This window comes from Polymorphospora rubra (assembly GCF_018324255.1).
Taxonomy (GTDB): Bacteria; Actinomycetota; Actinomycetes; order Mycobacteriales; family Micromonosporaceae; genus Polymorphospora; species Polymorphospora rubra.
In genome coordinates this window covers 2,238,373-2,260,746 of the sequence record NZ_AP023359.1, presented here as the reverse complement: position 1 = coordinate 2,260,746, position 22,374 = coordinate 2,238,373, and the positions used below count along the sequence as shown (strand labels likewise).

General features: G+C 67.1%; 40 protein-coding genes. 19 read left to right on the top strand and 21 right to left on the bottom strand.

Going from position 1 to position 22,374, the window contains the following annotated elements; translation table 11 throughout:
• Window positions 1–3 precede the first annotated feature (3 nt).
• Together Prubr_RS10445 and Prubr_RS10440 are read right to left on the bottom strand one after the other, a co-directional pair.
• Entirely contained in the window at window positions 4–357 is a 354-nt protein-coding gene (locus Prubr_RS10445; RefSeq protein WP_212824398.1) for a hypothetical protein, read from the bottom strand.
• A 164-nt stretch (window positions 358–521) separates the two neighbouring features.
• Window positions 522–932: a hypothetical protein gene (locus tag Prubr_RS10440; protein WP_212824396.1), complete on the bottom strand. Its 411-nt coding sequence runs from the start codon at window positions 930–932 to the stop codon at window positions 522–524.
• Between the two features lie 138 nt (window positions 933–1,070).
• Here Prubr_RS10440 and Prubr_RS10435 point away from each other — a divergent pair, with 138 nt between their 5' ends.
• From Prubr_RS10435 to Prubr_RS10410, 6 genes are all read left to right on the top strand, one after another.
• On the top strand, window positions 1,071–1,367 hold the full coding sequence (locus tag Prubr_RS10435) for a hypothetical protein (protein WP_212824394.1): 297 nt from the start codon (window positions 1,071–1,073) through the stop codon (window positions 1,365–1,367).
• Window positions 1,364–1,591: a hypothetical protein gene (locus Prubr_RS10430; protein WP_212824393.1), complete on the top strand. Its 228-nt coding sequence runs from the start codon at window positions 1,364–1,366 to the stop codon at window positions 1,589–1,591. The genes Prubr_RS10435 and Prubr_RS10430 overlap by 4 nt, the downstream gene beginning before the upstream one ends.
• The gene (locus Prubr_RS10425) at window positions 1,584–1,847 is read left to right on the top strand and encodes a hypothetical protein (RefSeq protein ID WP_212824391.1); all 264 of its coding nucleotides are present in this window, start codon (window positions 1,584–1,586) and stop codon (window positions 1,845–1,847) included. The genes Prubr_RS10430 and Prubr_RS10425 overlap by 8 nt, the downstream gene beginning before the upstream one ends.
• A 205-nt stretch (window positions 1,848–2,052) precedes the next feature.
• Window positions 2,053–2,355 carry a hypothetical protein gene (locus Prubr_RS10420; RefSeq protein WP_212824389.1) on the top strand — a complete coding sequence of 101 codons (303 nt, stop codon included), beginning with the start codon at window positions 2,053–2,055 and terminating at the stop codon, window positions 2,353–2,355.
• Window positions 2,352–2,543, top strand: a complete 192-nt coding sequence (locus Prubr_RS10415; RefSeq protein ID WP_212824387.1) for a hypothetical protein — start codon at window positions 2,352–2,354, stop codon at window positions 2,541–2,543. The genes Prubr_RS10420 and Prubr_RS10415 overlap by 4 nt, the downstream gene beginning before the upstream one ends.
• A 10-nt stretch (window positions 2,544–2,553) precedes the next feature.
• Window positions 2,554–2,763: a type II toxin-antitoxin system HicB family antitoxin gene (locus tag Prubr_RS10410; RefSeq protein WP_212824385.1), complete on the top strand. Its 210-nt coding sequence runs from the start codon at window positions 2,554–2,556 to the stop codon at window positions 2,761–2,763.
• 60 nt (window positions 2,764–2,823) lie between these two features.
• Here the strand turns inward: Prubr_RS10410 and Prubr_RS10405 are convergent, their stop codons facing one another.
• The 4 genes from Prubr_RS10405 to Prubr_RS10390 all read right to left on the bottom strand — a co-directional run bounded on the left by Prubr_RS10405 (window position 2,824) and on the right by Prubr_RS10390 (window position 4,968).
• Complete coding sequence (locus tag Prubr_RS10405; protein WP_212824384.1) at window positions 2,824–3,552, bottom strand: TIGR02391 family protein; 729 nt, start codon at window positions 3,550–3,552, stop codon at window positions 2,824–2,826.
• 43 nt (window positions 3,553–3,595) lie between these two features.
• Complete coding sequence (locus tag Prubr_RS10400; RefSeq protein WP_212824382.1) at window positions 3,596–3,931, bottom strand: zinc finger domain-containing protein; 336 nt, start codon at window positions 3,929–3,931, stop codon at window positions 3,596–3,598.
• Between the two features lie 89 nt (window positions 3,932–4,020).
• Window positions 4,021–4,470, bottom strand: a complete 450-nt coding sequence (locus Prubr_RS10395) for a hypothetical protein (RefSeq protein WP_212824380.1) — start codon at window positions 4,468–4,470, stop codon at window positions 4,021–4,023.
• Window positions 4,471–4,524: 54 nt separating this feature from the next.
• Window positions 4,525–4,968, bottom strand: a complete 444-nt coding sequence (locus Prubr_RS10390; RefSeq protein ID WP_212824378.1) for a hypothetical protein — start codon at window positions 4,966–4,968, stop codon at window positions 4,525–4,527.
• On the opposite strand from Prubr_RS10390, the gene Prubr_RS10385 reads away from it, so the two are divergent.
• The 8 genes from Prubr_RS10385 (at window position 4,961) to Prubr_RS10350 (ending at window position 9,921) form a co-directional block, all read left to right on the top strand.
• The gene (locus tag Prubr_RS10385) at window positions 4,961–5,233 is read left to right on the top strand and encodes a hypothetical protein (RefSeq protein WP_212824376.1); all 273 of its coding nucleotides are present in this window, start codon (window positions 4,961–4,963) and stop codon (window positions 5,231–5,233) included. The genes Prubr_RS10390 and Prubr_RS10385 overlap by 8 nt on opposite strands.
• The gene (locus Prubr_RS10380) at window positions 5,230–5,442 is read left to right on the top strand and encodes a hypothetical protein (protein WP_212824374.1); all 213 of its coding nucleotides are present in this window, start codon (window positions 5,230–5,232) and stop codon (window positions 5,440–5,442) included. The genes Prubr_RS10385 and Prubr_RS10380 overlap by 4 nt, the downstream gene beginning before the upstream one ends.
• A 305-nt stretch (window positions 5,443–5,747) precedes the next feature.
• Window positions 5,748–5,975, top strand: coding sequence for a hypothetical protein (locus Prubr_RS10375; RefSeq protein ID WP_212824372.1), 228 nt, complete (start codon window positions 5,748–5,750; stop codon window positions 5,973–5,975).
• Window positions 5,976–6,139: 164 nt separating this feature from the next.
• Window positions 6,140–6,916: a hypothetical protein gene (locus Prubr_RS10370; protein WP_212824370.1), complete on the top strand. Its 777-nt coding sequence runs from the start codon at window positions 6,140–6,142 to the stop codon at window positions 6,914–6,916.
• A gap of 158 nt (window positions 6,917–7,074) precedes the next feature.
• Window positions 7,075–7,566 carry a hypothetical protein gene (locus Prubr_RS10365; RefSeq protein ID WP_212824368.1) on the top strand — a complete coding sequence of 164 codons (492 nt, stop codon included), beginning with the start codon at window positions 7,075–7,077 and terminating at the stop codon, window positions 7,564–7,566.
• Window positions 7,567–7,867: 301 nt separating this feature from the next.
• Window positions 7,868–9,154, top strand: a complete 1,287-nt coding sequence (locus tag Prubr_RS10360; protein WP_212824366.1) for an AlbA family DNA-binding domain-containing protein — start codon at window positions 7,868–7,870, stop codon at window positions 9,152–9,154.
• A 45-nt stretch (window positions 9,155–9,199) separates the two neighbouring features.
• Window positions 9,200–9,523 carry a hypothetical protein gene (locus Prubr_RS10355; protein WP_212824364.1) on the top strand — a complete coding sequence of 108 codons (324 nt, stop codon included), beginning with the start codon at window positions 9,200–9,202 and terminating at the stop codon, window positions 9,521–9,523.
• Entirely contained in the window at window positions 9,520–9,921 is a 402-nt protein-coding gene (locus Prubr_RS10350) for a PIN domain-containing protein (protein ID WP_212824362.1), read from the top strand. The genes Prubr_RS10355 and Prubr_RS10350 overlap by 4 nt, the downstream gene beginning before the upstream one ends.
• Window positions 9,922–10,086: 165 nt before the next feature.
• On the opposite strand, the gene Prubr_RS10345 is transcribed toward Prubr_RS10350, so the two are convergent.
• Together Prubr_RS10345 and Prubr_RS10340 are read right to left on the bottom strand one after the other, a co-directional pair.
• Window positions 10,087–10,443, bottom strand: a complete 357-nt coding sequence (locus Prubr_RS10345; protein WP_212824360.1) for an excalibur calcium-binding domain-containing protein — start codon at window positions 10,441–10,443, stop codon at window positions 10,087–10,089.
• A 101-nt stretch (window positions 10,444–10,544) separates the two neighbouring features.
• Entirely contained in the window at window positions 10,545–10,748 is a 204-nt protein-coding gene (locus Prubr_RS10340; RefSeq protein ID WP_212824358.1) for a hypothetical protein, read from the bottom strand.
• A 170-nt stretch (window positions 10,749–10,918) separates the two neighbouring features.
• Here Prubr_RS10340 and Prubr_RS10335 point away from each other — a divergent pair, with 170 nt between their 5' ends.
• On the top strand, window positions 10,919–11,392 hold the full coding sequence (locus tag Prubr_RS10335) for a hypothetical protein (RefSeq protein ID WP_212824356.1): 474 nt from the start codon (window positions 10,919–10,921) through the stop codon (window positions 11,390–11,392).
• 268 nt (window positions 11,393–11,660) lie between these two features.
• Here Prubr_RS10335 and Prubr_RS10330 read toward each other — a convergent pair whose 3' ends face one another.
• Together Prubr_RS10330 and Prubr_RS10325 are read right to left on the bottom strand one after the other, a co-directional pair.
• Entirely contained in the window at window positions 11,661–12,764 is a 1,104-nt protein-coding gene (locus Prubr_RS10330) for a hypothetical protein (RefSeq protein ID WP_212824354.1), read from the bottom strand.
• A 212-nt stretch (window positions 12,765–12,976) separates the two neighbouring features.
• Window positions 12,977–13,168 (bottom strand): hypothetical protein, encoded by a 192-nt coding sequence (locus Prubr_RS10325; protein WP_212824352.1) that lies wholly within the window; start codon window positions 13,166–13,168, stop codon window positions 12,977–12,979.
• 122 nt (window positions 13,169–13,290) lie between these two features.
• Between Prubr_RS10325 and Prubr_RS10320 the strand changes: the two genes are divergently transcribed.
• On the top strand, window positions 13,291–13,767 hold the full coding sequence (locus Prubr_RS10320; protein ID WP_212824350.1) for a hypothetical protein: 477 nt from the start codon (window positions 13,291–13,293) through the stop codon (window positions 13,765–13,767).
• A 635-nt stretch (window positions 13,768–14,402) separates the two neighbouring features.
• On the top strand, window positions 14,403–14,579 hold the full coding sequence (locus Prubr_RS10315; RefSeq protein WP_212824348.1) for a hypothetical protein: 177 nt from the start codon (window positions 14,403–14,405) through the stop codon (window positions 14,577–14,579).
• 170 nt (window positions 14,580–14,749) lie between these two features.
• Here Prubr_RS10315 and Prubr_RS10310 read toward each other — a convergent pair whose 3' ends face one another.
• The 5 genes from Prubr_RS10310 to Prubr_RS10290 form a co-directional block, all read right to left on the bottom strand.
• Window positions 14,750–14,968, bottom strand: a complete 219-nt coding sequence (locus tag Prubr_RS10310) for a hypothetical protein (protein WP_212824346.1) — start codon at window positions 14,966–14,968, stop codon at window positions 14,750–14,752.
• An 86-nt stretch (window positions 14,969–15,054) separates the two neighbouring features.
• Window positions 15,055–15,435: a hypothetical protein gene (locus Prubr_RS10305; protein ID WP_212824344.1), complete on the bottom strand. Its 381-nt coding sequence runs from the start codon at window positions 15,433–15,435 to the stop codon at window positions 15,055–15,057.
• Window positions 15,436–15,450: 15 nt separating this feature from the next.
• Window positions 15,451–16,029 carry a hypothetical protein gene (locus Prubr_RS10300; protein ID WP_212824342.1) on the bottom strand — a complete coding sequence of 193 codons (579 nt, stop codon included), beginning with the start codon at window positions 16,027–16,029 and terminating at the stop codon, window positions 15,451–15,453.
• 402 nt (window positions 16,030–16,431) lie between these two features.
• Complete coding sequence (locus Prubr_RS10295) at window positions 16,432–16,626, bottom strand: hypothetical protein (protein ID WP_212824340.1); 195 nt, start codon at window positions 16,624–16,626, stop codon at window positions 16,432–16,434.
• 120 nt (window positions 16,627–16,746) lie between these two features.
• Entirely contained in the window at window positions 16,747–16,965 is a 219-nt protein-coding gene (locus Prubr_RS10290; RefSeq protein ID WP_212824338.1) for a hypothetical protein, read from the bottom strand.
• Between the two features lie 164 nt (window positions 16,966–17,129).
• On the opposite strand from Prubr_RS10290, the gene Prubr_RS10285 reads away from it, so the two are divergent.
• Window positions 17,130–17,387 carry a hypothetical protein gene (locus Prubr_RS10285; protein WP_212824336.1) on the top strand — a complete coding sequence of 86 codons (258 nt, stop codon included), beginning with the start codon at window positions 17,130–17,132 and terminating at the stop codon, window positions 17,385–17,387.
• Between the two features lie 70 nt (window positions 17,388–17,457).
• On the opposite strand, the gene Prubr_RS10280 is transcribed toward Prubr_RS10285, so the two are convergent.
• Together Prubr_RS10280 and Prubr_RS10275 are read right to left on the bottom strand one after the other, a co-directional pair.
• Complete coding sequence (locus Prubr_RS10280) at window positions 17,458–19,575, bottom strand: hypothetical protein (protein ID WP_212824334.1); 2,118 nt, start codon at window positions 19,573–19,575, stop codon at window positions 17,458–17,460.
• 28 nt (window positions 19,576–19,603) lie between these two features.
• Complete coding sequence (locus tag Prubr_RS10275) at window positions 19,604–19,876, bottom strand: hypothetical protein (protein ID WP_212824332.1); 273 nt, start codon at window positions 19,874–19,876, stop codon at window positions 19,604–19,606.
• Window positions 19,877–20,032: 156 nt separating this feature from the next.
• Here Prubr_RS10275 and Prubr_RS10270 point away from each other — a divergent pair, with 156 nt between their 5' ends.
• On the top strand, window positions 20,033–20,674 hold the full coding sequence (locus tag Prubr_RS10270; protein WP_212824330.1) for a hypothetical protein: 642 nt from the start codon (window positions 20,033–20,035) through the stop codon (window positions 20,672–20,674).
• A gap of 346 nt (window positions 20,675–21,020) precedes the next feature.
• Here Prubr_RS10270 and Prubr_RS10265 read toward each other — a convergent pair whose 3' ends face one another.
• Genes Prubr_RS10265 through Prubr_RS10250 form a run of 4 tightly spaced genes read right to left on the bottom strand, consistent with a single transcriptional unit; the run spans window position 21,021 to window position 22,316 of the window.
• A complete protein-coding gene (locus tag Prubr_RS10265; RefSeq protein WP_212824327.1) occupies window positions 21,021–21,290 on the bottom strand; it encodes a hypothetical protein in 270 nt (89 codons plus the stop codon).
• Complete coding sequence (locus Prubr_RS10260) at window positions 21,287–21,508, bottom strand: hypothetical protein (protein WP_212824325.1); 222 nt, start codon at window positions 21,506–21,508, stop codon at window positions 21,287–21,289. Before Prubr_RS10260 ends, Prubr_RS10265 begins: the two co-directional genes overlap by 4 nt.
• The gene (locus Prubr_RS10255; protein ID WP_212824323.1) at window positions 21,505–21,921 is read right to left on the bottom strand and encodes a hypothetical protein; all 417 of its coding nucleotides are present in this window, start codon (window positions 21,919–21,921) and stop codon (window positions 21,505–21,507) included. The genes Prubr_RS10260 and Prubr_RS10255 overlap by 4 nt, the downstream gene beginning before the upstream one ends.
• Window positions 21,918–22,316, bottom strand: coding sequence for a hypothetical protein (locus Prubr_RS10250; protein ID WP_212824321.1), 399 nt, complete (start codon window positions 22,314–22,316; stop codon window positions 21,918–21,920). The genes Prubr_RS10255 and Prubr_RS10250 overlap by 4 nt, the downstream gene beginning before the upstream one ends.
• Window positions 22,317–22,374: the final 58 nt, after the last annotated feature.

The window sequence follows — 22,374 nt, the reverse complement described above, 5'->3', positions numbered from 1 at the left end:
CAGCTATCTCCTGGCTGGCAGCCTTAGCCACCAGTTCGCCGACGTGGTCAGCAGCGCCCACACCACGGCGACGGTGACGAGCAGCCCAATTCCGGTTGGGACAAGCAGCACAGCCAAAGCGATGCCGACGACCCGACCGCTCTGCCAGCGGGCCCACAGGCCAACCGCAGCCCACGAGCAGGCAATGGCGCCTCCAGCGCCTGCCAGGGCCCTTAGCGCCGACGGTTCGACGTCGACCAGGGAGAGAACCATCATCGCCGCGCAGGCAACCGCGCCCAGGACAAACAGCAGAAGTGGGCCGAGGATAGTGCCCGGCATCTGGGGAGCCGGGGAGGCCGGTGAGTAGTGGGTAGCCATCGACGTACGGTACGGGGGAGGCCGCAGCCGCTGTTGGTCCGATCAGGTTGGCCCGATGACCGGAACCCGACACCTCGTCCCTGCGGCTCCGAGATGCCCGAGCTTCAGCGAGCGCAGTGAGCTGGGCTTGCCGCCCGAACAGGTCTCCATTGTTTTCCTGCTGATCAGGCGCAAACGTCGACGGAGTACGTGAGGTACGCGGCTTCGACACCTGATGTGGCGTCAAGGATCTCGCCAACCTGCCCAGGCGCGGAGTTCCCGACTACCCGTTCGACGGTGGTAAGCGCCATTTTGAGGTACCGGACTGGCTCGCCTTGGTAGGGCTCCAGCGCGGTACGGAACCCTGCTGCTTCCCGTTCGAGCTGGTCTAGCTGCTCCTGGTTGAGGGTGTCGGCCACCAGTTGGCTCTTGGGCAGGGCTGGGCTGGCCGCCCACGTGTCGTAGCCGGCCTTCACTGCGGCGCACTCGGCGGCGATCCGCAGGTCGCGGTCGGGCTCCGGGATGTCTGCTGTGCAGCCCGCGAGGGCGAGTGCAGCGGTGACGGCAACTGCGGAGCGCATCCAGTGATTGGCCACCGACGCACCGTACCGGCGCCCGCAGTCGATGCTGGTCCCCGATTAGGCGACCATGACGTCCGGAACCTGACAAGACGGCAGCTACCTCATCAGAGGGATGCACCGCCTCGGGAACCTCTCATCGACCGTTTCCTTTGCATGAGCACCTACACCCTCCGCGAGGTTGCCGAGAAGACCGGCCTGTCTCTGCGGTCGATCGAGAAGGGCTGCCGCGACGGCACCATCGGGCACCTGCCGAAGTGCGACGGAACCATCCGCGTGCACCGCCGCATGACGCAGACGCAGATCGACAAGCTGCTCGCCGACCGAACCAAGCAGGCCGTTCAGTTCGTTGCCGCTCCCACCCGGGAGCCGGTCGACGAACTCGAAGAGGCGCGCCGCATGTCGCGTGAGCGCGCCAACCGGAACGGCCTGCGTCGGCGAGGTGCGGTATGACCGGCCTCGTCACCCCGCTTGACCCGAATTCGCCCCGCGGTACCGAACTTGCCATTGAACTCACCAACCTGTTTGCGCAGTTTGAGCTGAGCATCGCCGACCGCAAGCGGCGAGCTGTGGCCGAGGCACATCGCCAGGCTGGCCGTGAGAGCGAGACATACGGCGGTGCACCAAATCGCTCTCCAGCACTGAGCGAACCTTCTGAAAGCCCTGACCATGGCTGACTACTCGAAGCACCACAAGATGGCCGGCAAGATCGGCGGCCTCACTCGCGCCGCCCGCCAGACCAACGAAGAGGGCCGCAAAGCCGCCGCGAAGACCGGCTTCATGCGTCGCTTCTACGCCCAAGTGCCGGCCGAGGTCACTGACCCAGCAGAGCGCGCCCGGCTGGCGAACCTCGCGCTACGCGCCCACATGGCCCGGCTCGCCAAGCGGTCCGCCGAACTGCGGACTAAACCTAGCCGGGGGCGAGATGAGTAGGACCAAAAAGCCGTACCAGGTTCCCAAGGAACTGGTGGAGGCCATCGTGGCGTGCGCTCCACCGCTAACATCGGAACAGATCGCCGTGCTCCGGCATGCCTTTGGAGTCGACGAACCCTCCTCAGTACCAAGATCGGCCAAGGCCAACCCGCAAGGTTTTCCCTCGAGGGCAGCGAACACCTACCCGGTGTCTTACCGTGACGACATGGAGCCGCCAGCCGCAGGCCATCTGCCGGTCGAGGGACGCCGGCCGCCCGCTGACTGGTCGACCGCCGAGGCCGAGGCCGCCCCGCGTAAGACCGCAACGGTCTACTCCACCCGCCTTCCCGACGACCTGGCGACGTGGCTGGAGAACGAGGCGACCCGCTGCGGCATCAACCCGTCCGCGATGTTGGGTGAGCTGATCGCCGAGGCTCGGCGAGCGCACGGCGGCGACAAGACGGTGACGGTGCGCCTGTCGGATCTGCACCGGGCTATCGACCGCATCGCTGACCGGAGTACAGCATGAACCCGGCCGAGATGCGCGCATCCGAGCGGCTTGCCGCCGCGCTGGGGCGACCTGCGCCCGAGCCGTTGACGCCGGAGGAGTTGGCCGAGTTCGAGGCGCAACAGGACCGTGTCGACGCGGCGCTTCTCGAGGCGTACGGCAACCCGAACCGGACGGATGGTACGCCGGTTGTGCTGTTCGTGGTGTGAGCAAACTCCAGTGAGCCGTGCCTACCGCGTCATCGTCACCCGCGAAGATGACGCCTGGCTCGCCGACGTCCCCGACCTCCCTGGCACCCAGACCTTCGCCCGCAACCTGCCCAGCCTCGACGCGAACGTGCGTGAAGCCATCGCCCTCACCGAAGACCTCCCCGAAGGCGCCGAAGTAGATCTGGCCATCTCCTACGAGTACCGGACAGGCGACGCCTAGCCAGTGGCTACCATCAAGTCGTTCGCCATCCGGCCTCGAAGTTCCAGTTAGCTGCCCCCGCTATGGCCCAGCAGCGTCAAGGGTTGCTCGATCAACCCAGCGAGCCAGGACCGAGAACGCCGCCAACTGCTCCAACGCCTCATCTTCCGGCAGTTCGTCGAGCATGACGTGGCTGGCCGGGTTGCGGATGGCGCCGTACAGGCCGCCAGCGAAGTTCAGGGCGCCTGTGTGGACGCTTTTGTACGTGTCGGATCCGTCGTCGGCCATGATGCGAAGGCGCGGCTTGCCGGGCTCGGGAGGGGCGGTGGCGAATGCCTGCTGGAACAGTTTGGCCTCGCTGACGTCCCGCCGACCAACCTTGGCTTGGGTGTACGCGTTGACGGCGCGGGCTGCTGCGGTCACTGCCTCGCGGTAGTGGCCATTGGACCACAACGGCTTGGCCGAGTCCCAGACCCATGGGTGCAGGTGGCTGGCGGACAAGCGGGGAGCGTTGTCGCCCAGCTTCTCGGCCAACTCTTCTTGACGCTGCAGTTGAACTCTGGCGCGTTTTGCTGCCTCGATGTGCTGGTACCACTTGTTAATGGCCACGTTGCTGGGGACCGACGTTCGCCAGTCGGGAAGCGCTCGATCGATGACCTGTTCGACGACTTGGGCGGAGTCAAGAATTTCGTCCTGCGTACCGCGGTTACTCAGGTGTCTGCTGAAGTTGCCCGGCTCTCTGGCGGGTTTATACAGCTCTGCAACCCGCAGAAAATGATCTAGCTGTTGGATTGCCCAGTCACGATCCATGACGGTATTGCTCCTCAACGGGTGGATCAGGGGTGCGCTGTAGCTACCGTGCGCCGGCTGGCCTGGGGCTAGTGCGCGGGTACTCTTCCCACGCTGCCTCACTGGCCAGGAACGCGTCTCTCTGCTGGCCGTTCGACGCGCAGATCATCAGGTCGACGCGTGGGGCGTGGAAGCCGGAGCCGCGGGGCGCGACAGCCCACACGCACGGCGTGCCGGCGGTGGCCTTGCAGTAGGGGCAGGCGAAGTCGAGTTGGGTCGGCTCTGGGTGGGCGTCGAGGAATGCCTGCTTGGCGTCGGCGACGGCCTGCTCGCGAGCGGCGTTCCAGGCGACGAGGGGGTTCAGGGGCGCGGTGCCGGGGCCGGCGGCGAGAGTTTCCATGGCGGAGATGTTCTCACCCCGAAGCGCCTGCTGCCGTCCCCCGGGATGGGGCGCCCCAGAGCGGTAGCGCGGCCCGGCAATTGGGCGGTTCAGGCGTTCGATGCCGGCTGGATGTACAGCGCACGGCGCCGCTCTGGCTCGCCGGCATGGTCGTGCCGATCCCATCCCAGCGATGCCCAGAACCTGTCCGTCTCGCTGAATGCGACCAGCCGTCGGTCTGGGAACTCTGCGGCGAGCATCCGTATGATCTCGGTACCGATGCCCTGGTGTCGTTGGGAAGCTGCTACCTCGATGAGCTGGATCTCTAGCGCGATTCTGCCAAGTCGGGGCACCCCCGCCCACTCTTCGATTGGCACCACGTCGTCAAGTTCGATCCGTGCTACCTCAAGGTCGCCGTCACGGACCTCGAACCACGAGGACGAGCTGGGTGCCTGGACTCCCTTGTTCCACCAGCTTGCGCGGAACTCGTCGCTCTCCCCAAACGACAACCAGAAACGCCCCTTGTCTGGTTGTCGCTTCTCGATCAAGGTGAGGTTCACAAGCAACTCCCTGCTGCAGTACAACATCGGCTGCCGCACGAGGCGCGGCAGCCGTCAGATGTGGACGGGTCCTATTCTCGACGGCGTCTGCCCGAGACCGGCAGGCGACACCCGTGACGCTGCGAAGGCGGGGCGCTTACGCCGCCTGCCCCAAGCGTCGCTGCGCGCCTGCTTCAGCTCGCCGTGCAGCTTCTCTACCTCCCGCACCAGCCGGTTGATGATCGGCCGCGGGTCCGCGTCCGGGCAGGTGCACGGGTGGGGGAGTCCGGCGTCGCAGTTGCCGCAGGTGCGCAGCCACGGCTCGACCTCCAACAGGGACAGCGGTGGCATCCGGTCGCCCCACATCGCCTCGGGTGCGGTCGGTTCGGCGTCGGGCTGGTCGGTGAGAAGAAGCAGCTCAATGACCACCTTCATCACCCTGCTTACTGCGGCCCGCCACGACCGGGTGTGGTCGACCGCCAACGGCAGCGCCCACCGGTAGGGTGCGACCGTGAACATGGTTCCCCAGGGCTACGAACTATGGCTCGCCGACGTCGACGGCGGGGGCATTGAGGCAGGGCGCGTCATCGGGTGGCGGTCCGACCGCCCAGGCGACCACTACATCGACGGACTAGTTCCGATTGTTGCCTATGAACCCCCGGAGACCGGTCCAATCGTGATCTCTCAAACGAGTTCGACCTATTTCTTGGGATCGACACGTGAGGTCGCGATTGCGTCGCTGAAAAAGTGGTTGGCGGCGAAGGGTGACAGGGAGAACGTGTGAGGCACACCTACCTGCCCGACCTGGTCACCGACCTGATCGGCCACTCCTCGCACTCCGGCATCAAGCTGGTGGAGCCGTGGCGCGGCATCGCCGACCCCGCGAGCTGCGCCGCCATGGGCTGCCGACTCTCGACGTTCGTCTCGGCGACCGGCCTCGGCGGGCGCAGGTTGCCGGACTGGAAGGCCGCCAACTGGGGCGTAATGGCCTGACACGGCCGTAACAGCCCGCCCGGACGCATTGACGGCGGTAGCCTGCCGGTATGGAGCCGCCGCTCGACGGTCAGGAATGCGCCGGCGTACCCGTAAGCGTTTCGGGTGATACCGAGCGGACCCGACAGCCGTTTACGCTGGTGTCCGCGGTGCGCTGCCCCGCCTGCCACGAGGCGTACACGTCCTGGCGGGTTGAGGCCGGCACCCTGCGACACGGAGGCACAAGCCGATGACCATCCGCCTGCACCCGCTGCACCCCGATTAGGGCCGCAACACCGCGGTCCCCTGATCGAGGGGGAAGCAGCATGTCTCGCACCGACAAAGACCTTCCGCGCCGGCTTCGGGGCGAACGCCGCCGCTGGTACGACTCGCCGCCGGCCTGGTTCATCAACCACAGCTGGTCGGCCCGTGACCGCCTCGCTGCCCGGATTGCCGGCCAGACCGCACGGGCCGAGCACCGCGCCGGACACGAGCCCGAGGTAGAGCCGCCAACCGACCAGCACCGGCAGGGAGCCATCTGGGACTGGTCCTGACCCTGAACCCCGATCGGCGTCCGCTGGTCGGGGTTCGGCCGTTTCGGAAGGCTGCCGTCCGTCGTAGGCTCCCCTGACCCGGCCGGGCCCCCGCCGCCCGGTCGGGGCTACTCCGCCGAAACCGGCAAGCCCAGGATGCCTCGTCTCCGGTACGGTCCCCTCCCATGAACAGGGATGAGGAGATCGCGTTCAGTAAGCTTCTGGCCATACTGGAGCCAGTCGAGTCCTGGCTTGCGCGGATCAGCCCGACGAACCCGGACATGAAGATCGATGCCGACAGCCCCCTGGCTGCCGACGACAAGCTGACTCACCCCTATCCGACCAGCTACGCCGCAATCGCCTTGTTTGGGCACGCCATCGACCACATCCACATGCTTCGCGTTGCCCTTCATGCAGGAACGCTCAACATCTACGCCCCCTACACGCTTGTTCGGGGAGCCCTCGAGAATGCGGCCAGCATCGCATGGCTCCTCGCCCCCGACGATCAGTCCACACGGCTCATCCGTCGCTTCCGTCTTGCTGTCGTCGACATCAACATGAGCGAGCGGGTGAAGGAACTGATGGGGTACGTCGGGCCGAGGTCCAAGAACGAGCGGCTGGACGAGATTCGGGACCTCGCGCTGAAGGCCGGACTTTCTCCGGCGGATGCTGCCAGACGTCTCACGTTTAGCGACATCGTCTCGGACGCCGACCAGGAGTCGCCGCTTCCAGACAAGAAGGTGAAGCTGGTGTGGAACATCTGCAGCGGCATGGCGCACGGTGACCCTTGGGCAACGCTGGGGGGTAACCGGCTTGTCGAGTTGCCAGGTGCGCCGCCTGGCACCAAACACATGCAGAACTCATCGGATGTGGAGAATTTGCTTTTTGTGACATTTACGGCCCGTCGAATGATCGAGCATGCCTTTCAGCTGTATGACCAGCGGGGCGCAGCATCGTCGTAACACTGGTGACATGGGTGGCAGCACTAACGGGCCGCCCCGACGCCGCGCGGCACGACGGTTGGGTCTCTTCGGAAACCAGGAAGGAGCCTCGGCGGGCGGCGTACGACCGACGCGAACCCGACAGCGCTCCCAACCACGGTCTGCCAAGGTAGGCCGCCGTGAACCCGAACACCATCGCGCTCGCGGCAGTCGTCGTTGCCCTCTTCAGCTCCATCCTTGCCCTGCTTGGAGCAATCTTCGGGCCCTGGCTCCAGGCCCGCCAGACCGCCAAGCATGCAAACCAGGCATGGCAGCGTGACCTGCGGGTCGCCGTTTACCTTGAGGCGGCTGCACACGCGCAACGTCTCGAAAGTTGGATGCAGCACATTTCGGACCCCACAAGCAGACCCTTCGACGACATTCCAGAGTTGCCGCACCGAGACCTTGTTGCGGCCAAGATTCGGGTACTGGCACCACTGTCGCTATACACGGCGTGGACGACGCTGCACGCGTCCAGTGACGCCATCAAATACGTTATCGAGGCTACGACCGAGGCCAGTGGATCTCCACAGGACATGCCCTGGAACCATCCGGCGATGGGCCATCTGCAGGAAGCCATCAACGACGTCATCTTCACAGCGAAAGCCGCACTCAGAGCAGCGACCAGCTGACGACGCCGTGGCGTGGTGGTGGTTCGCGGCGGCACCCTGACCCCATGGCCACCACCGACGCGCAGCCCCGCCAGACAGCCTCACAGCGTCTCGCTGCAGCCCTCGGACGGCCCGCCCCAGCCCCACTCACCGCCGAAGAAGCCGCCGAGTGGGAGCGGATCCAAGACCAGGCCGACGCCGAACTATCCGAACTATCCGAACGGTACGGAGCCGTCGAGCGCGCGTGAGTCGCCGGCCAGGGTCTGCAAAGCAGACAGATAACCGGATCGCCCGCAAGACACCCCGCCGATACCCTGCTCCGATGGCGATCAGGTGGTCAGCGATCCACGAACAACTCGGCGAGACCCCGCGAGATCTCGACTACGAACTGCTTGAGCGGGCCGTCTCCGAAGGGGTTCTCGAGCAGGAAAACCTTGACTGGAAGAAGGCACTTCCGGGCAAGGACCAGGGGCAGATCGACGAGTTTGCCAAGGACGTTGCGGCGATGGCCAACTCGCGCGGCGGCCTGATCGTCTACGGGGTGTCCGAGGAACGCGGCAAGGGCCGGGCTGACGAGATCGTCGGTGTCGACGCCTCCGAGACGCAGCAGCGGCGGCTTCGCTCCCTGGCGTTCGGTCAGGTACAGCCGATGGTGGCCGGACTCGACGTCATACCCCTGACGAGCGCTGACGGCAGCACGTCCGTGCTGGTCCTATCCGTGCCGCAGAGCGCCGATGCTCCCCACGTCATTGGCCGCGAGAACCGGATCGGGGTGCCGTTCAGGTCCGGGCCCGAGACGCACTGGATGCGGGAACGGGAGCTAGAACGCTCCTACTCCGACCGGTTCACGCGACGCGACGTTGAGCGCACGCAGTTGGCGACTCTCATTGAAGAGGTCACCGACCACCTCGATCTGGCCCGATCTGCATGGATCGTGGGCGCAGCACGCCCCCGAACCCCCCTGACCTCCATCCTCGGCCCTCTCCAACGAGATCAGGTAACTACGGCGCTGGAAGCCGCTCTTCACCAAAGTATCGATATTCTCCCAAACAGCCTGCGCAGATATCCAATCATTCGCGAACTCGGCAATAGCGTCTACAACCCGCAGGTAGGCCTACGCCGTTGGGTTGTCCATTACATCCATGACGCCTTTGATGTTCAGTCCGCCCTCGTTCATGTCGAGTTACATCACGACGGCTCGGCGATTCTGGCCGCTGAGGTAGGCGGCTGGGGCGGCCCGCCGGCTATCTCCGGGGTACACTCGCAGGTCTTCTGCGCGGCCGTCGAAAGCTTCGCCGCCGACTTTGTCGCACTTGCTTCGACTTATGCACGGACCCTTGGCGTGACGTCGCCGTTGGCCTTCCGGTCTGACATTCATCGCGCGGCGACAACTACCTCCCTTATCGCCATGGGCAACCGGTCAATTGGCGGGCATGAGATAGAGGAAGTCGAACGTCTGAAAGGAACGCGCAGCGTAGCCCGATTCAAGCCGGTTTCGGGAGAGATGTCGGCAAACCTTGCCGCGGAAGGGCTGCGGGATACGGCCCGGTCTGTTGCAGTGGATGTCCTTCATCAGTTTGGTGTGGCTCGCCTGAGCCTCCTCGGCTAGAGCAAGGTGGCGACAGGCTCGGTAGCACTGGAGTACGATCCTGGTATGACCGAGCCTGTGCAGCCCGTCCGGAAGCTGTCCATCAGCGTCCCCGCCGACGTCGCCGCCCGCCTCGACAAAGAACCCAACGCCTCCGCGTTCCTCGCCCGCGCCGCCCGCACCCAGATGCGCGCCGACGCGTTCGCCGCCACCCTCGCCGGCCGCGGCCTCCCCATCACCCCCGAGGGTCGGCGGCGGGCTGCCGAACGTCTCGACGCCATCGAACGCGCCTACCCGCCGTCCTGGTACGACGAGCAGCGCGCCCGCCACCAGGCCGCAGCCGAAGCTGAGTTCGGCGGCCCCCGCCACAGCCAGGCGCCCGCGGCGTGACCGACCGGCACAACGCGCCCGTTCGCCTCATCCTCGACCGCACCGCCCTGCTCGCCTACGCCGACGGCAACATCCACGTCGCCGAAGTCCTCCACGAGGTCGTCGGCGACCGCGGCGTCCGGTTCGGGGTGCCGACGGTCGTGCTGGCCGAGACGATGGCGGTCCTCGACGACGGCCACGACCGGTCCGCCGTCCGCGACCTGGTCGAGCTGGACGCGTGCGCGGTTCTGCCGGCGGCTGCCGGCGAGTGGATGGAGCTGGCGTACTGGCTGCGGCGGCTCGGCCGGATCGACACGGCCGCGGCGGCGCTGGCGGCCCTGGTGTACGCGGCGCCGATCCTGACCGGAGACGGGAAGGCGTACCGGGACGAGATTCCGGTGATCGACTTCCTGGCCTGACCGGCATCTACCCAACGCGGCCTCTCGGGGGCGGGACGGGCTCGGCGGCGTGGGTAGCGCCGCCGGCCCTTGGCCCGAGCCCTCCATCGAAAGGGCGTGAACCCGCCGACATCCTGCCAGACGAAACCCTCCCAGCGGTCCGGGAGGGCCGGGGCCAAGGCGGCACTAACGTTCGCAGGCGACCCCGTCACCGTCCCGGTCAAGTTTCGAGCTGTACCCCGGATCGCCCTCACGTAGGGGCGCCTTTCCGGCCTCGCGGACCTCGGTGCAGTTCTTGTACGACACCTCTTCCTCGGCCGGTTCCTCGGCCGGCGCCGTCGGTTCCTCGTCCGGCGTCTCGACGTCGGGAACTTCCACGACTGGCTGCTCGGACGCCTGCTGCTCCATCTGCGTAGGGCTGCCACCGCTGCCGGGGTCGCTGCTATCGGGCTGACTGCTGGCGCCGGCGCCGCAGGCAAGCAGGATGGGCAGCGCGGCAGCGGCGGCGAGGATGCCGAGTCTGGCTCGGATGGTTGGGGTCATGCCGGCGAGTGTGCCTACGTGCGGCGTGATCATGTGTCCGGGAGGTTGTCAGCTACCCGACTTGCGTTCGGAGTCAGGCCGCCCGCCAGCGCAACTGGGGATCAGACTGAGTCCGACGGCGGGCGTCTCGGTGGGCACCCCTTCTTCGACGGCGGCCGGAACTGCGCCAGCCGGTCGAGCATTGCTGCTGGGTTCTTCGTCAGCAGGGTCAGGCTGGCGATGAGAAAGTCGCGGGCAGTCCAGCCGTGTTCGGCGAGGATCCGAGCAACGGCGACCCGCTCGGCGGGTGCCAGGTCTGCAATCACGCCCGGCTCGAGGTCGTCGTGGTCGTCCGCCTCGGGCAGGTCGGTAGATGGTCGCCGACGACTGCGGGATGCAGTAGGTCATTGGCACGCCGGCCTGCTGGGCCGACAAGCTATTTGTCAGAAAGTCGGCAATATCATCTATAAGGCTTGATGTTTTCTACCATGCGCTGATGCAGCCTCCGGTCTCGAAGCAGCGAAAGCCGTTCATCTCCCGCTACTCGGCGCTGCTCTCGTGGGCGGTGTGGTTGGGGTCGGCAGTGTGGACGGTCTCGATTGCCTTGGAGCGGGCGCCGCACAAGACGGTTGATGAGTGGCGAGACCTGTTGTTTATCCTGGTTACCGCGGTTCTGCTCCCGGTCCTGTTCGTGTTGACGGACCACACCCGCGCCGTCAACGGCCGTAGCCGGCTTCCGTTCCTGTTCTACGGCTTCACGCTGCTGGCCCTGATCAACTTCAGTACCGAGGCGGTGCGGTGGGGGCAGGATGCCGGAATCACTGACCTGAAGGGCGGCGAGCATTTCGCCGCTTTTCTCGTTTTCATGATGGGCAGCGGCCTGGGCATTTTCATGCTTTGGAGCCACTACAGGCACCTGCGTGAAGACCGCAAGCAGGGAGCTGCCAACGAGGCGCCGGCTTCATTCTGATTGTCCTGTCGGCTGCGGGCCAGCTGCTCGGCAAACATCAGCCGGTCTGGTCTGGTGCACTTCCCGAGGTGCCCAGCCACCATCGCCGTGCAGGTCGGCAAGCCGAGCGGTTGGCGTTCGACGAGCCGACGGTCCGTGGCCTGCTTGATGGTGGGCGCCTGGCGCCGGCCGGGGCGGGCTGCGTGGAGGTGGCCTGGCGGTGGTGGGACCAGCTACTCGCGTAGCGGCCGGTCGGGCACCGCAACGGCACCCGACCGACTGTGCTGCGCTAGCGCACAAAGCTGACGACGTGGGCGCCGGGTTGAATGTTCCAAGCGCCGAACGAGGAGAATTCGGCGTTCCACGGCTCAGGATCAGGGTCTACCGGCACTCGTGGCTTCGGGAGGCGGATCTCCCGTACCCAGTTGGTGCCGCACCAGTCGCCGTGGATGTGGTCGCCGTGGATGGTGGCGGCGATTGGTTGACCTGCGACGGCGACGCCGGCTGCGGTGGCCGCGGTTGGCTCGTGCCAGGCACCTGAGACGTTCGAGGTGGCCCAGATGGCGCCGTCGTGGCCGGCGAACATGACGATGGCTGGGCCGCCGGAGAACTGGACTGCGGAAAGGTGTGCCCCGGCGGGCGCGGCTCCGACGCCGGCGACAGCGGTCGGTGTCCACGGGTCAGGCAGTGCGCCGCCGTTCAGTCCGACCCGCCAGATGCGTCCGTCGAGCCCGGTGACGTATCCGGCCGCGGTGGAGACGGCGGCGATTGGGGCACCGGGGGTGGCGAAGTTCGGTGGGCTGGCCAGGGAGGTTGTCCAGATGCCGGTGCTGATTGACCGAACCACGCGGAGTGCGCCGTCGGTGCCGACGAACGCGACGCCGGGAATGGGTCCGGGGATGGCGGCGACGGCGGCGCCGGGTGGGGCGATGCTGCCGGTGATCTGCTGCGGTTGAGATGCGTTTTGGTCCGTTTTGTGGAAGACGGCTCCGAAGCTGCTGACGAAGAAGACGTTGTAGCCGGCAGCGGATACTGGGGCTCCGGGTGGTGCCAGGCCGTAGGGTCCGACGGTAGTGACTCCTCCGACAGCGTCGCCCCCAGTGGTTGTTGACCGGACGAGCCCGCCATGTACGCCGATTGCGTATGCGGTGCTGTTGCCGTTGGTGTATCGGATGGCGGTGAGGCCGCCTCCGGGGGATGAAACCTGTTGGCCGTGGACCCTAACGGTCTGGCCACCAGTCTTCTTGTAGAGGCCGCCGGTTGAGCCGATCATGAACGCAGCGACGTCGCTGTCGGCGTATGCCGGTGGGGTGGCGATTGGTGCGGCTGTGAGGATCAGTGCGGCGCCGATCGCGACTGTGGCGCGCCGGTATCTGGCGCGAGTGTGGGTCATGGTTGTCCCCGTTCGGTTGGTGGGTCCGGTAGGGACAGGGTTGCGAGATGGCAGCGGGTCATCTAGTGATACATCGATCGTCTTCGAATGGTGGCACTTTCGATCCCACTCCAGGCTGACGCCAGGACGAATGGCGGTTTCGTTGGCAAAAGTCGCGTTTCGCAAAGCCGCCTCGGCATTGTCGGCACCACGCGCGCAGCGTTGCCAGCTGGCTACCGCTCTTCGTAGTAGGTCTCCTCGTACCAGACCTCTTCGTACTCGCAGTAGACGACCTCGCCGCCTTCGTCCTCGTCTTCGTCGTCGTACCAGTAGGCGGGGTGCGCCCACCGCCATACGAGCCAGCCGAGGAAGAGGACCAGGGCGAGGCCGGCGAGTCCGACGAGGGCGGGCGGCACCACGTTCATGGGGCCTCCGGCGGCTGGACGGGTGCGCCTGAGGGTAGGTAGGCATAGGCGGTGATCACAATGTCAGGAGGTCGACAGCACATCGGCCAACATCACCTGACCTGGCCGGGCACACTGCCCGGGTGACCAACCGCCACCGCCGCATCGCCACCCTCATTGCCGTGCCGCTCGCCGCGCTCATGCTCGCCTGCGGGGCAGGCGGCACCGAAGATGACACCGCCGCAGACCCTCCGGCGGTCGACTCGACCACCGTCACCGCGGGGCCGCCTGGGTCCGCGCCTGTCCCGTCGGCTACGACCCGGAATCCGGCCAACCCTCCCCGGCCCGACGATGCGACGGTAGCCCGCTACATCGCCGCCCTTGAGGCTGTGGACCCGGACATTGTGGCGGGAAAGCCTGATCGGGCTGTGGATCGTGGCCGGAATCAGTGCAACTCGATCGCGAACTGGCAAGGCGATCGCGCCCGCCTGATCAAGGACGCCAACTACCGGTTCAGTACCGCGGAGCATCCGGACGGGTTCGGGGAGGTGAAGGGCGGCAAGATCGTGGACATCGTGCACGAGTTCATCTGCCCCGACCTGCCGATGGGTGAGGCGTAGGCGTGGAGTTCGCCGCAATCATCATCTCCGTGCTCGCCGCTGGCGTGGCTGCCTGGAGCATCGTCTATGCCCGCCGATCGGCGAATGCCGCCCGTGAGTCGGTGGCGGTTGCGCGAGAGGCACTAGTGGAGTCGCGGCGCTCGGCGGATGCAGCCGAGGGTGCTGTTGTCGAAGGTCGAAGGTCAGCAGACGCGGCCGAGCGGTCGGCTGCGGCGGCCGAAGCTACGCTTCCGCCTCCGGTTGCTTGGCGCATACGGGCGTTGCGGAGTGTAAATCCGTATAGGCGGGCTTTTGCTCTTCGCAACTGTGGCACGCGAACGGCGACGGGAGTCAGAGTTGTTTGGCCAGATTTTTCGGGCATAGAGAGACTCTTCTCTGTCGAGATACCGCCAACAGGCGTCGGTCCTGGCGCCGAGATTGAGTTCTCATATGCCCACCGTGAGCACCTTCCGTCGCTGCGTGAACTGAAGCTGACCTGGGACGGCCAGGACGACGCGGTTGCGGTTCCAATCCCGGCGCAGTAGCCGGCCCGCGGTTGGGCCACAGGGGATCTCCCGCGTTCAGCCCGTCCGCGGCGCTGTGTTAGAGACAGCCCTACAGCCGGCAACCGTCGGCCCGAGCCATGGGGGTTGTGTATGGACATGTGGAGCGACGCGTTCGACACCATGAACGCGATTGACATGAAGGCGAAAGAGTTGACCCTTGACCAGCAGTTGAAGCTCGCTGAGATCAAGGCGTTACTGTCGATCTCGCAGGAGCTGTCGCGGATCCACCACGGTGGCGTCAACCCGGAGTACGACTCGGGTTCGTGACCAGGACGGCGTGAAGCCGGCCTCCCGTGCGGGGGCCGGCTTCGTCGTGGCGTGGTCCGCGTGGGTGGCAGCTTGGGCGAGTTGGTTGGCCCGAATCGGGAGCACGCGAACCCCAAACGGTAGCCCTACCCGATTTCAGCGAGATCGACGCGCTACGGCGGCGGTCGTCGTCAGTCGGTGTCGCGGACCTCGACGACGAGCGTTTCCCGCAGCAGCGGTCCGTATTTCTTCTGAGCGTTGGCGCGGTGCTGGCCGAGGCGGCTTCCGATCTCGGTCCAGTTCGCGCCGGCAGTCTTGGCCTCGGCGACCGCTGCGACGAGTGCCTTGTCGAGTTCGGCGCGCTGCTTGACGAGGTCGGCGAGCCGGGTAAGGGCTTCATCCTTGTCCACGTGGTGTGTCCTCCTTACACGGGCGTGTGGTGAGGATACGCATACGCCCGGCGGCCTGGTGAGGGCGCCGGGCGTACGGGGTTGGACTAGCTGCGGCCGAGTTCGGCGCGCAGCTGGTCGTTCTCGTCGCGGAGTCGTTCGAGCTGGATCCGCAGGGTCCGGATTTCGCTGGTCTCCCGCTGGGTCCAGACGCGGCAGGTGATGTGGCCGAGGTCGATGCCGTCGGTCGGCGTGCCGTAGAAGCTGTGGCTGTTGGAGGTGGGGCGGTAGTCGGGCATGACGATGCCGTAGAGGGCGTCGACGGCGGTCATGCGCTGGTCTTCGGTGAGATCGGGGCCGAACGGGTAGACGTGGAAGGTGAGCCAGACGTTGGTGCGCGGGAGTTCGAGGTTGGGGACGCTGGCGAACTTCATGGTGATGTCGGTGAGCTGGTTGAGGATCTGGTCGGTGTTGGTGACGAGGGACATCGGGTCGGCTCCGGTCTAGACGCGGACGGCGGCGCAGTCGTTGCAGGTGCAGCGGCTGCTGCAGGGCTCGTAGGGGGCGGCCTGGCAGTCGATGCAGGCGACGCCGCGTTCGACGTTGACGACCCGCTCGCAGGTGATCTCGCAGTATTCGCCGGCCGGGGCGCCGCAGGTGAGGCACGGGTGCTCCGGGCCGGGGTCAACGGTGGCGGCCGGGGCGCGGAGCCGCTCGGCCTCGGCGCGCAGGGCGGCGTTCTCGGCCTCCAGGTCGATGCGGGCCGGGTCGGGGCGGGTGCCGTGGGTCATGACGGAGACCTGCCAGCCGTCGCCGTCCTTGCACGCCCGGTACAGGCCGTAGGTGCCGGGGCTGGTGTCCCACTTGGCGGCCTCGGCGTCGAGCCGGGCGGCGAGCAGGTCGACGGTTTCGATGCCGGACTCGACGGACTTGCCGTCGGTCGTGAGGTGGATGCTCACCCTAGTTCCGGTGGGCAGGGTGGCGGGCAGGTCGACGCTGTTGATGAGGTCGACGGCGGCGGTGATCCGGGCGCGGAGCGTGGCGGTGTCGGTGGTACGGGCGTAGGGGGTCGGGCTGGTCACGGCTCCTCCGTGGGGGTCTTGGTGGTGGTGATGACCTGTACGCCGACCGCGCCGACCTTGCTGCCGAAGACCGGCGTGCCGTAGCGGCTGCCGTCGCACCAGGGGCCGGCTTGTCGCCGGTGAGGATCGGCGTGAGGGTGTCGACGGCGGCGAGCCGGTCGGCCTCGGGCTCGTCGTGGTAGAACGCCAGCTCGAACCGGACCAGCGCCTCGGCGGGCAGGTCGGTGTCGGGCAGGCCGCGCAGCTTCGCGGCGAGCTGGTCGAGGGTGGCGGCGATGTCGTGCGGTCGACGGCTGTGGGTGTAGCCCATGGTTCCTCCGATGCGTCGGGGAAGGTGCGTCTCTGCGCGGGCGTCGGGGCCTCGAACCCCGGTGGCTGCCGGTCGCCCCGGTGCGGTCGGCTCTACGTGTTCACGAGCCAGTCGTTGTCCTGGTCCTCGCCGTCGAGGTATCGGATGTGGCAGCGCAGCGTGCACCGCTGCACGAGTCCGCACCGGCCTTCGGGATCGCCGCCGATGGGTTCGTGGGTGGAGCAGTCTTCGTCTGGGTCGAACAGTTCGGCCCTCGGGTCGCTCTGGGACTGGTCAGAGATCGCCACGAGCACTTGCCTCCTGGGTTGGTGGGAAGGGTGTTCCTGCGCGGGCTCCCGCGTCTCGAACGCGGGCGACTGCCGGTAGCCCGAATGGGGGCCGGCCGAGTGGCCAACCCCCTGGCTGGGTCAGTCGTTGTAGGTGCCGACGTCGGTGATGTCGGCGTGGTCGATGACGGTGTCGCCGGTGAGGTTGTGGATGCGGACGTGGGTGATGTCCTGGGCGGTGACGTGGCCGGTGTGGCGGCTGCCGTCGCGGGTGACGAGAACGACGGGGGCGCCGAGGCGGCTGAGCTGGGCGAGGGTGACGAGTCGGCGGGCGTGGGCGGCGGCTTCGATCGGGCTCATTTTGGGTTCCTCCGTATCCGTCGAGCGTGTGATTAGGATACGCACGTGTGATTTGGATACGCAAGAGCAAAGAGGGATAAACCCTGATCAACACGACAAAACCGCTACGTCCAACCCGGCGGCGACACCTGCCCGGCAGCACAGCGATATGCGACAGTGGACGCATGACGACCGTGACCACGCCACCGGCCCGCCACGTCGCCGAAGTGCTCGCCGACGACGCCCGCGTCGAGCGATTCCAGGCCACCCACGCGGACGCCCTGCGAAAGCTCGCCACCGCGGTAAAGGTCGCCGTCGGATCCGGCGCCACCATGGCCGAGATCCTTGCCGTCGTCGAGAAGACCGCCCCCGAACTGGCCTCAACCGACCAGCTTGCCGCGAACGCCCGTGCGTACGTACACAACGGAGACGAAGCGTTCTAACCTGATCAAGACGCGACGAAGCCCCCGGCTCTCCCCAGCCACCGGGGGCTTCTTCGCGTTCAGGTGAAGCTCAGGCCACCACGTACTTCGTGTTCGGGCTGCTGCCGACCTTCCGCAGCTTCCCCTTCCCGACGAGGATGCGCAGCCACTTGTACATCGTCTTCTCGGTGACCTCAACGCCACGCTCTTGAAGGCAGGCGAACATGTCCTTCGGCGCAATGCCGGCCTCACCCGCATCGCGCGCCAGGTCGACGAGCAACTCAGGGTGCCAGTTGGCGCCGTCCGGCTCGTCGTCGTGTTGCCCTTGATCGCCCGGCTCGTCTGGCAGGGGCTCGACCGATGCGAGTTCAGCCTCCATCTGGGCCATCATGTCGTCGAGTGCGGCAGCAGACATGCTCTCAACCTTGAGCTTGGCGGCGAAGCCACGAAGCCCCTTGCGAGCCCGATCGCGTGCCGCCTTGCGCTCTTCGGGCGTCTGCGGAGCAGCATCCTCCCGGTCCGGAATCGTGGCGGTACGCGCCACCGGCCGCGACGGCTGGCCGCCCGCCTGCTCGGTGGCAACCTGAGTTGGGGCAGCCGTTCCGCCCTCGCCGAAGACCGCCGAGAGGTCGCCCCCGCGGCCCAGAACCTCCAGCCACGGCCGAAGGCGCTGCATCCGCTCGGCGTACACCTTGCCGCCGACCTCCTTGCCGCGCAGGTCCAACTCCGGCCGCATGTGCTCGGTGGCGATGGCGAGCCGCTGGAGTTGCCCCTTCTTCGGCAGGAATACCTTGATCATGCGAACGATGGTCGAGACGTCGTCTCGGCGCATGAACATGGTGCCCGGATAGGTCAGCGCGTCGGGAGTGACCTTGGCGCGGGGCAGCACGTAATTCATTTCGGCGGCGTCTTCGACGTAGGCGCAGATGGACAGCGAGGTCTGCTTGCGGACGATGATCGGCAGGGTGTCCTGGGTGGCTCGCAGCGCCGAGAAGATCACATTGGCGCCCTCGGCGCGACCGATCCGCAGCACCTCGCAGAGAGCATCCATCGCTGCCCGCGTCTTCGGGTTCTTCTCGACCTCGGCACTCTCGTCGACCACGATCACGATCTGCGGCAAGTCGGGCGACACCGGAAGAAGGCCGGGCTGGTCAGAGTCCGCCTTGAGCGCGGCGTAAGCCGCTTTCCGGTCCCGAGCGATGTTGGCCGCAACGGTCGCCATCTTGGTGACCTCGTCCGGGGTGGCAGCCACCCAGTCGATTACCGGCCGCCCCATCTGCCCGCGAACGTACGGCAGCATGAACTTGCTTGCCAGGCCACCGCCGTTAAGGTCGGCGACCCATACAAGCGTGTCGGGCATGCGGAGCATGTGGGCGATCATCACCTCTTGCAGGGTCGTCTTGCCCTTGCCTCGCATGCCGCCGATCAGGGCTGCCGCCTGCCGCAGGTTGATGTCCGCCGGGGCGCCGTCCTCGAGCTGACCAATCGGAAAGTCGCCCCAGATCGACAGCTCGTGCGTGTCGTCGGGCAGCGGCACGTCGTCAGCCATCGCGTACCGGGTCGGGATCCGCACAATGGCGGTGCCTTGATACTCGCCTTCCTCGACGCCGATGACGCAGCCCTTCGGCAGATTCCCTGCGCGGGCCAGCCGGACCTTTGCGTCCTCAACCTGCGACCAACCGTCGCCGGATTCCTCCGAGAACGCGATCGTCAGCGTGAACCCGGAACCGGTACGCCAGTCCTCTTCCGACAGGATCTCGATGTCTTGGACTCGGGCCTGCTGTTCGATCCGGGTCTTCCACTTCTGCGCGCGGTCGCTGATCCTCGTCGTTGCCTTTGCCGGCTCAGGGGTCGTCGAGTCAGAGGATGCCTCGTCGTCGGCGAGGAAAGCCGGGGCAGTGAACAGCGCCATGGTTGCGGCGAAGGCGCCAGCGACGAGGTTCGCCGTGTGCCATGGCTCGGTAATCGTGGACCAGGTCGTCCATGCCCCGATTGCCAGGCCGGTTGCCGCGCGGAAGGCACGCTCCGACCACGGCCGACGCTGCCGGTGGTCGCGGAGCACAACTCCGGCAGTGCCGGCGGCGGCCAGGGCCGCGGGCACCCAGCCCGGCACGCCGACAGCAGCACCGACGCCAGCCGCGACCAGTGGGCCAACCGTGGCGACGACGCCGCCGGCAACCCGATCCCATGAACCCTGACCGTCCACCATTACCTTCCTCCTTCTGCTGGTTAGCGGGTCAGAGGTTCCACCGACGCTCGGACTCGCGCCCGTTGCGGGGCGCCTCGCCGCGCTCGATGTCCGTCTCGTTGTTGGTGATCAGCGCGCCGTGGGCGCTCTCTGCGGTGCCGGCGGCGGTCTGGACGTCGCTGGCGATGGAGTACAGCCCCTCGGCGACCGGCTGCGCCACGGGCCATTCCGTCTCGCTGCGGCTGGCCATGGTGCGCAGCCCGTTCGACACCTCGTGGAGGGCCTGCCCGAGCATGGGCATCTCCTTGACCATCTGGTGCATGTCCTCGGGTCGTAGTCCCGGAGGGCGGCGGCGAACTCTTCGGCCGCGGCCCGGATCGTGTTCATGTCTCCCACGGTCGTTCCTCTCGTGTAGGTGGGGGCCGGCGCCGGGCTGGCGTCGGCGGGTTCCTGGGTCGTGTTGCCTGCGGGTTCCTTCTTGGCCGGCTTGGGCTCGGGCTGGTTCTTGGTCGGCTTCTCGGTCGACGGCTTGGCGGCCTTTGGCTCAGGGGCCGGCTCACCCTTCGGCTCAGGCTTCGCCTTGGGCTTCTTTGTCAGGTTGACCGGCTCACCGGCCGGCTTCTTCGCCTTGCCGTTGCCGCCGTCCTTCCAGCCCTTCTTGAAGTCGTCCCACAGGCCGGGCTTCTTTCCGGGCTTGGTCGACGACGGTGAGCCGTTCTTCGCGGAGTTCTTCGTGGTCGGCTTCTTGCCCTTGGGTGAGCCGGCCGGGTTGAACAGTGAGCTGAGCCCGAACTTGCCCGGTGAGCCGTTCTTGCCGCCGGGTGAGCCGGCAAGCTTGCGACCGGGTGAGCTGGTTGAGCCAGCCGCCTTCGGTGAGCCGGACGGCTTGCGGCCCATGAGCCGGTCGAGTAGTCCGGGCTTACGTGAGCTGCCGCTCGGTGAGCCGCCGGCCGGCTTGTTCTTGCCGCCCTTGCCGGTCGGGCCGTTCTTGCCGAAAAGTCGACTCAGCGGGTTCGAGCCGCCGCCGCCCTTCGTCTTGTTCGGCGACTTCCCGAACAGCCGTGCGAACGGGGCGCGGGCGGCGTTCGCAGCCGACCGGGCGCGGCCACCGCGGCGGTAGCTGCGTACGGCAGCCCAGATCCCGACGGCGGCCAGAAGCAGGCCGGCGGCGGCCGCGTGAACGACGATGCCCCACCAGGTTCCGGCGACCTGCCACAGCAGCAGCTCGGCGGCGACCGCCACGAGCGTGATCGCCAGCAGGATCTTTGGCGGCGGGACCTTGAACTTCGGCTTCCGGCTGGCGGGCTTCCGGGGCTCCTTGGGCGGGGTAGGGGCGGCGACCGGGATGCCGACGTACCCGGCTACCCCGGCGAGGTCGAGCGGCAGCGGTGCGGGCTTCTGGGCGGGCTTGGGGGCGCCTTCTCGGGGGTGACTCACCTGGGGTGACTCACCCGTCGGGGTTACCGTCATTTCCGCACCTCATGGGGGGTGAGAGAAGGGGTGACCGTGGGGTGACTCACCGGGGGGTGAGTCACCTGGGGTGAGCGTCGTCCGGCGGCGTAGAGGCAGATGCCGCCGATCGAGGCGAACAGCAGTACCGCGGCGACGATCCAGACGTGGAGGTTGGTCCAGCCGCCGGCGCCGAGGGCCGCCATGCCCCCGAACACGGCGGCGACAACGGCGAGAGCGAGGGCGATGTTGCCGCGGGCGGTCAGGGCTCGGGCTCGGCTGCTCACGGCTGCCCCTCTTCCCACTGCTCCATGACCAGGGCGGCCATGATGACGGCGATGGCCAGGGCCGACGAGCCGATGCCGAGGGCGAGCAGCAGGGCGTTGTTGAGGTACTCCCCGGCAACGGCGGTGCTGCCGGTGACGATGACGGCCGCGACGCCGCCGTAGAGGACGTGCGACCAGTTGACCTGCGGGCCGGCGGCGTCGATGTTGTGGGCGGTCACCAGTCCGCCCTCCACGAGGAGGGCAGCCACTCGCCGTAGAAGACAGCGCGGGACACCACGGCGGCCATCGACGAGTGGTACTTGCCGGACCGTTGGGCGTGCTCCTCGACGCACCTCTCGGCGTGCAGGCGCCCGCTGGCGGGCTTGATCTCGATGCGTCGGTCGGGCCAGTCGAACTTGACGGCGTACTCGTCGCCGTTGTCTTCGTGGAACCAGGGGCCGGCGACGACCTCGCGGTAGACGACCTCGACGGTGCCGGGCTGGAGCCGGGACAGCCTGCGTGCCTGGTTCTCGGCATCGAGCGGACCGTCGGCGATCTCGATGGCGGTCTTGGTGGAGGGCAGGGTGAGGCGAACGCCCCACTGCAGGGTGCGGGTTTCGGTCATGGCGGGCCCTTCCGTAGTGCTGGTCATGGGGTTTCCTTTCGCAGGTCAGGGGTGGTGTTGGCGGTGCGGCGGTACCGATCGCGGAGCAGCTCGCCGAGGATGCCGACGGCTGCCGCTTCGTAGTGGGCGGTGCCGGGCTGGCCCTGGTTTGGGAACCGGGTGCGGATCGCCTCGCTGACGACCGCAATGTCTTGGGCGTCGATCGTGATGACGGCTCGTCTGACGGTCCGCGAGGCGACGCGGGTGCACTCCCGACGCAGGTCACTGGCCCTGCTGGCGGCCATGAACCCGATGGTGGTGGCACCGATGGTGATGGCGACGGGTTCCAGTTCGCGGACGCCGAAGAGGTAGACGGCCACAGCGACGAGGATCATGGCCGCGATCAGGGCGTACGTGATGGTGAGCCTGCGTGCGGTGTGCATCTGCGCTCCTAGCTGCGGGTTAGAACCGGGGGCGTTGCGGGTCAACCGGAACGCCCTC

Bases quoted from the DNA above. Each gene is read 5' to 3' on its own strand.
- Prubr_RS10415 (WP_212824387.1), top strand. From the start codon at position 2,352: ATGAACCCGGCCGAGATGCGCGCATCCGAGCGGCTTGCCGCCGCGCTG.
- Prubr_RS10255 (WP_212824323.1), bottom strand. From the start codon at position 21,921: ATGACCAGCACTACGGAAGGGCCCGCCATGACCGAAACCCGCACCCTG.
- Prubr_RS10390 (WP_212824378.1), bottom strand. From the start codon at position 4,968: ATGTTCACGGTCGCACCCTACCGGTGGGCGCTGCCGTTGGCGGTCGAC.
- Prubr_RS10325 (WP_212824352.1), bottom strand. From the start codon at position 13,168: ATGAACGTGGTGCCGCCCGCCCTCGTCGGACTCGCCGGCCTCGCCCTG.
- Prubr_RS10250 (WP_212824321.1), bottom strand. From the start codon at position 22,316: ATGCACACCGCACGCAGGCTCACCATCACGTACGCCCTGATCGCGGCC.
- Prubr_RS10445 (WP_212824398.1), bottom strand. From the start codon at position 357: ATGGCTACCCACTACTCACCGGCCTCCCCGGCTCCCCAGATGCCGGGC.
- Prubr_RS10315 (WP_212824348.1), top strand. From the start codon at position 14,403: ATGGACATGTGGAGCGACGCGTTCGACACCATGAACGCGATTGACATG.
- Prubr_RS10420 (WP_212824389.1), top strand. From the start codon at position 2,053: ATGGAGCCGCCAGCCGCAGGCCATCTGCCGGTCGAGGGACGCCGGCCG.
- Prubr_RS10290 (WP_212824338.1), bottom strand. From the start codon at position 16,965: ATGAGCCCGATCGAAGCCGCCGCCCACGCCCGCCGACTCGTCACCCTC.
- Prubr_RS10275 (WP_212824332.1), bottom strand. From the start codon at position 19,876: ATGCACCAGATGGTCAAGGAGATGCCCATGCTCGGGCAGGCCCTCCAC.
- Prubr_RS10330 (WP_212824354.1), bottom strand. From the start codon at position 12,764: ATGACCCACACTCGCGCCAGATACCGGCGCGCCACAGTCGCGATCGGC.
- Prubr_RS10430 (WP_212824393.1), top strand. From the start codon at position 1,364: ATGACCGGCCTCGTCACCCCGCTTGACCCGAATTCGCCCCGCGGTACC.
- Prubr_RS10355 (WP_212824364.1), top strand. From the start codon at position 9,200: ATGACCGAGCCTGTGCAGCCCGTCCGGAAGCTGTCCATCAGCGTCCCC.
- Prubr_RS10305 (WP_212824344.1), bottom strand. From the start codon at position 15,435: ATGTCCCTCGTCACCAACACCGACCAGATCCTCAACCAGCTCACCGAC.
- Prubr_RS10425 (WP_212824391.1), top strand. From the start codon at position 1,584: ATGGCTGACTACTCGAAGCACCACAAGATGGCCGGCAAGATCGGCGGC.
- Prubr_RS10400 (WP_212824382.1), bottom strand. From the start codon at position 3,931: ATGGAAACTCTCGCCGCCGGCCCCGGCACCGCGCCCCTGAACCCCCTC.
- Prubr_RS10360 (WP_212824366.1), top strand. From the start codon at position 7,868: ATGGCGATCAGGTGGTCAGCGATCCACGAACAACTCGGCGAGACCCCG.
- Prubr_RS10285 (WP_212824336.1), top strand. From the start codon at position 17,130: ATGACGACCGTGACCACGCCACCGGCCCGCCACGTCGCCGAAGTGCTC.
- Prubr_RS10435 (WP_212824394.1), top strand. From the start codon at position 1,071: ATGAGCACCTACACCCTCCGCGAGGTTGCCGAGAAGACCGGCCTGTCT.
- Prubr_RS10335 (WP_212824356.1), top strand. From the start codon at position 10,919: ATGCAGCCTCCGGTCTCGAAGCAGCGAAAGCCGTTCATCTCCCGCTAC.
- Prubr_RS10370 (WP_212824370.1), top strand. From the start codon at position 6,140: ATGAACAGGGATGAGGAGATCGCGTTCAGTAAGCTTCTGGCCATACTG.
- Prubr_RS10405 (WP_212824384.1), bottom strand. From the start codon at position 3,552: ATGGATCGTGACTGGGCAATCCAACAGCTAGATCATTTTCTGCGGGTT.
- Prubr_RS10375 (WP_212824372.1), top strand. From the start codon at position 5,748: ATGTCTCGCACCGACAAAGACCTTCCGCGCCGGCTTCGGGGCGAACGC.
- Prubr_RS10280 (WP_212824334.1), bottom strand. From the start codon at position 19,575: ATGGTGGACGGTCAGGGTTCATGGGATCGGGTTGCCGGCGGCGTCGTC.
- Prubr_RS10345 (WP_212824360.1), bottom strand. From the start codon at position 10,443: ATGACCCCAACCATCCGAGCCAGACTCGGCATCCTCGCCGCCGCTGCC.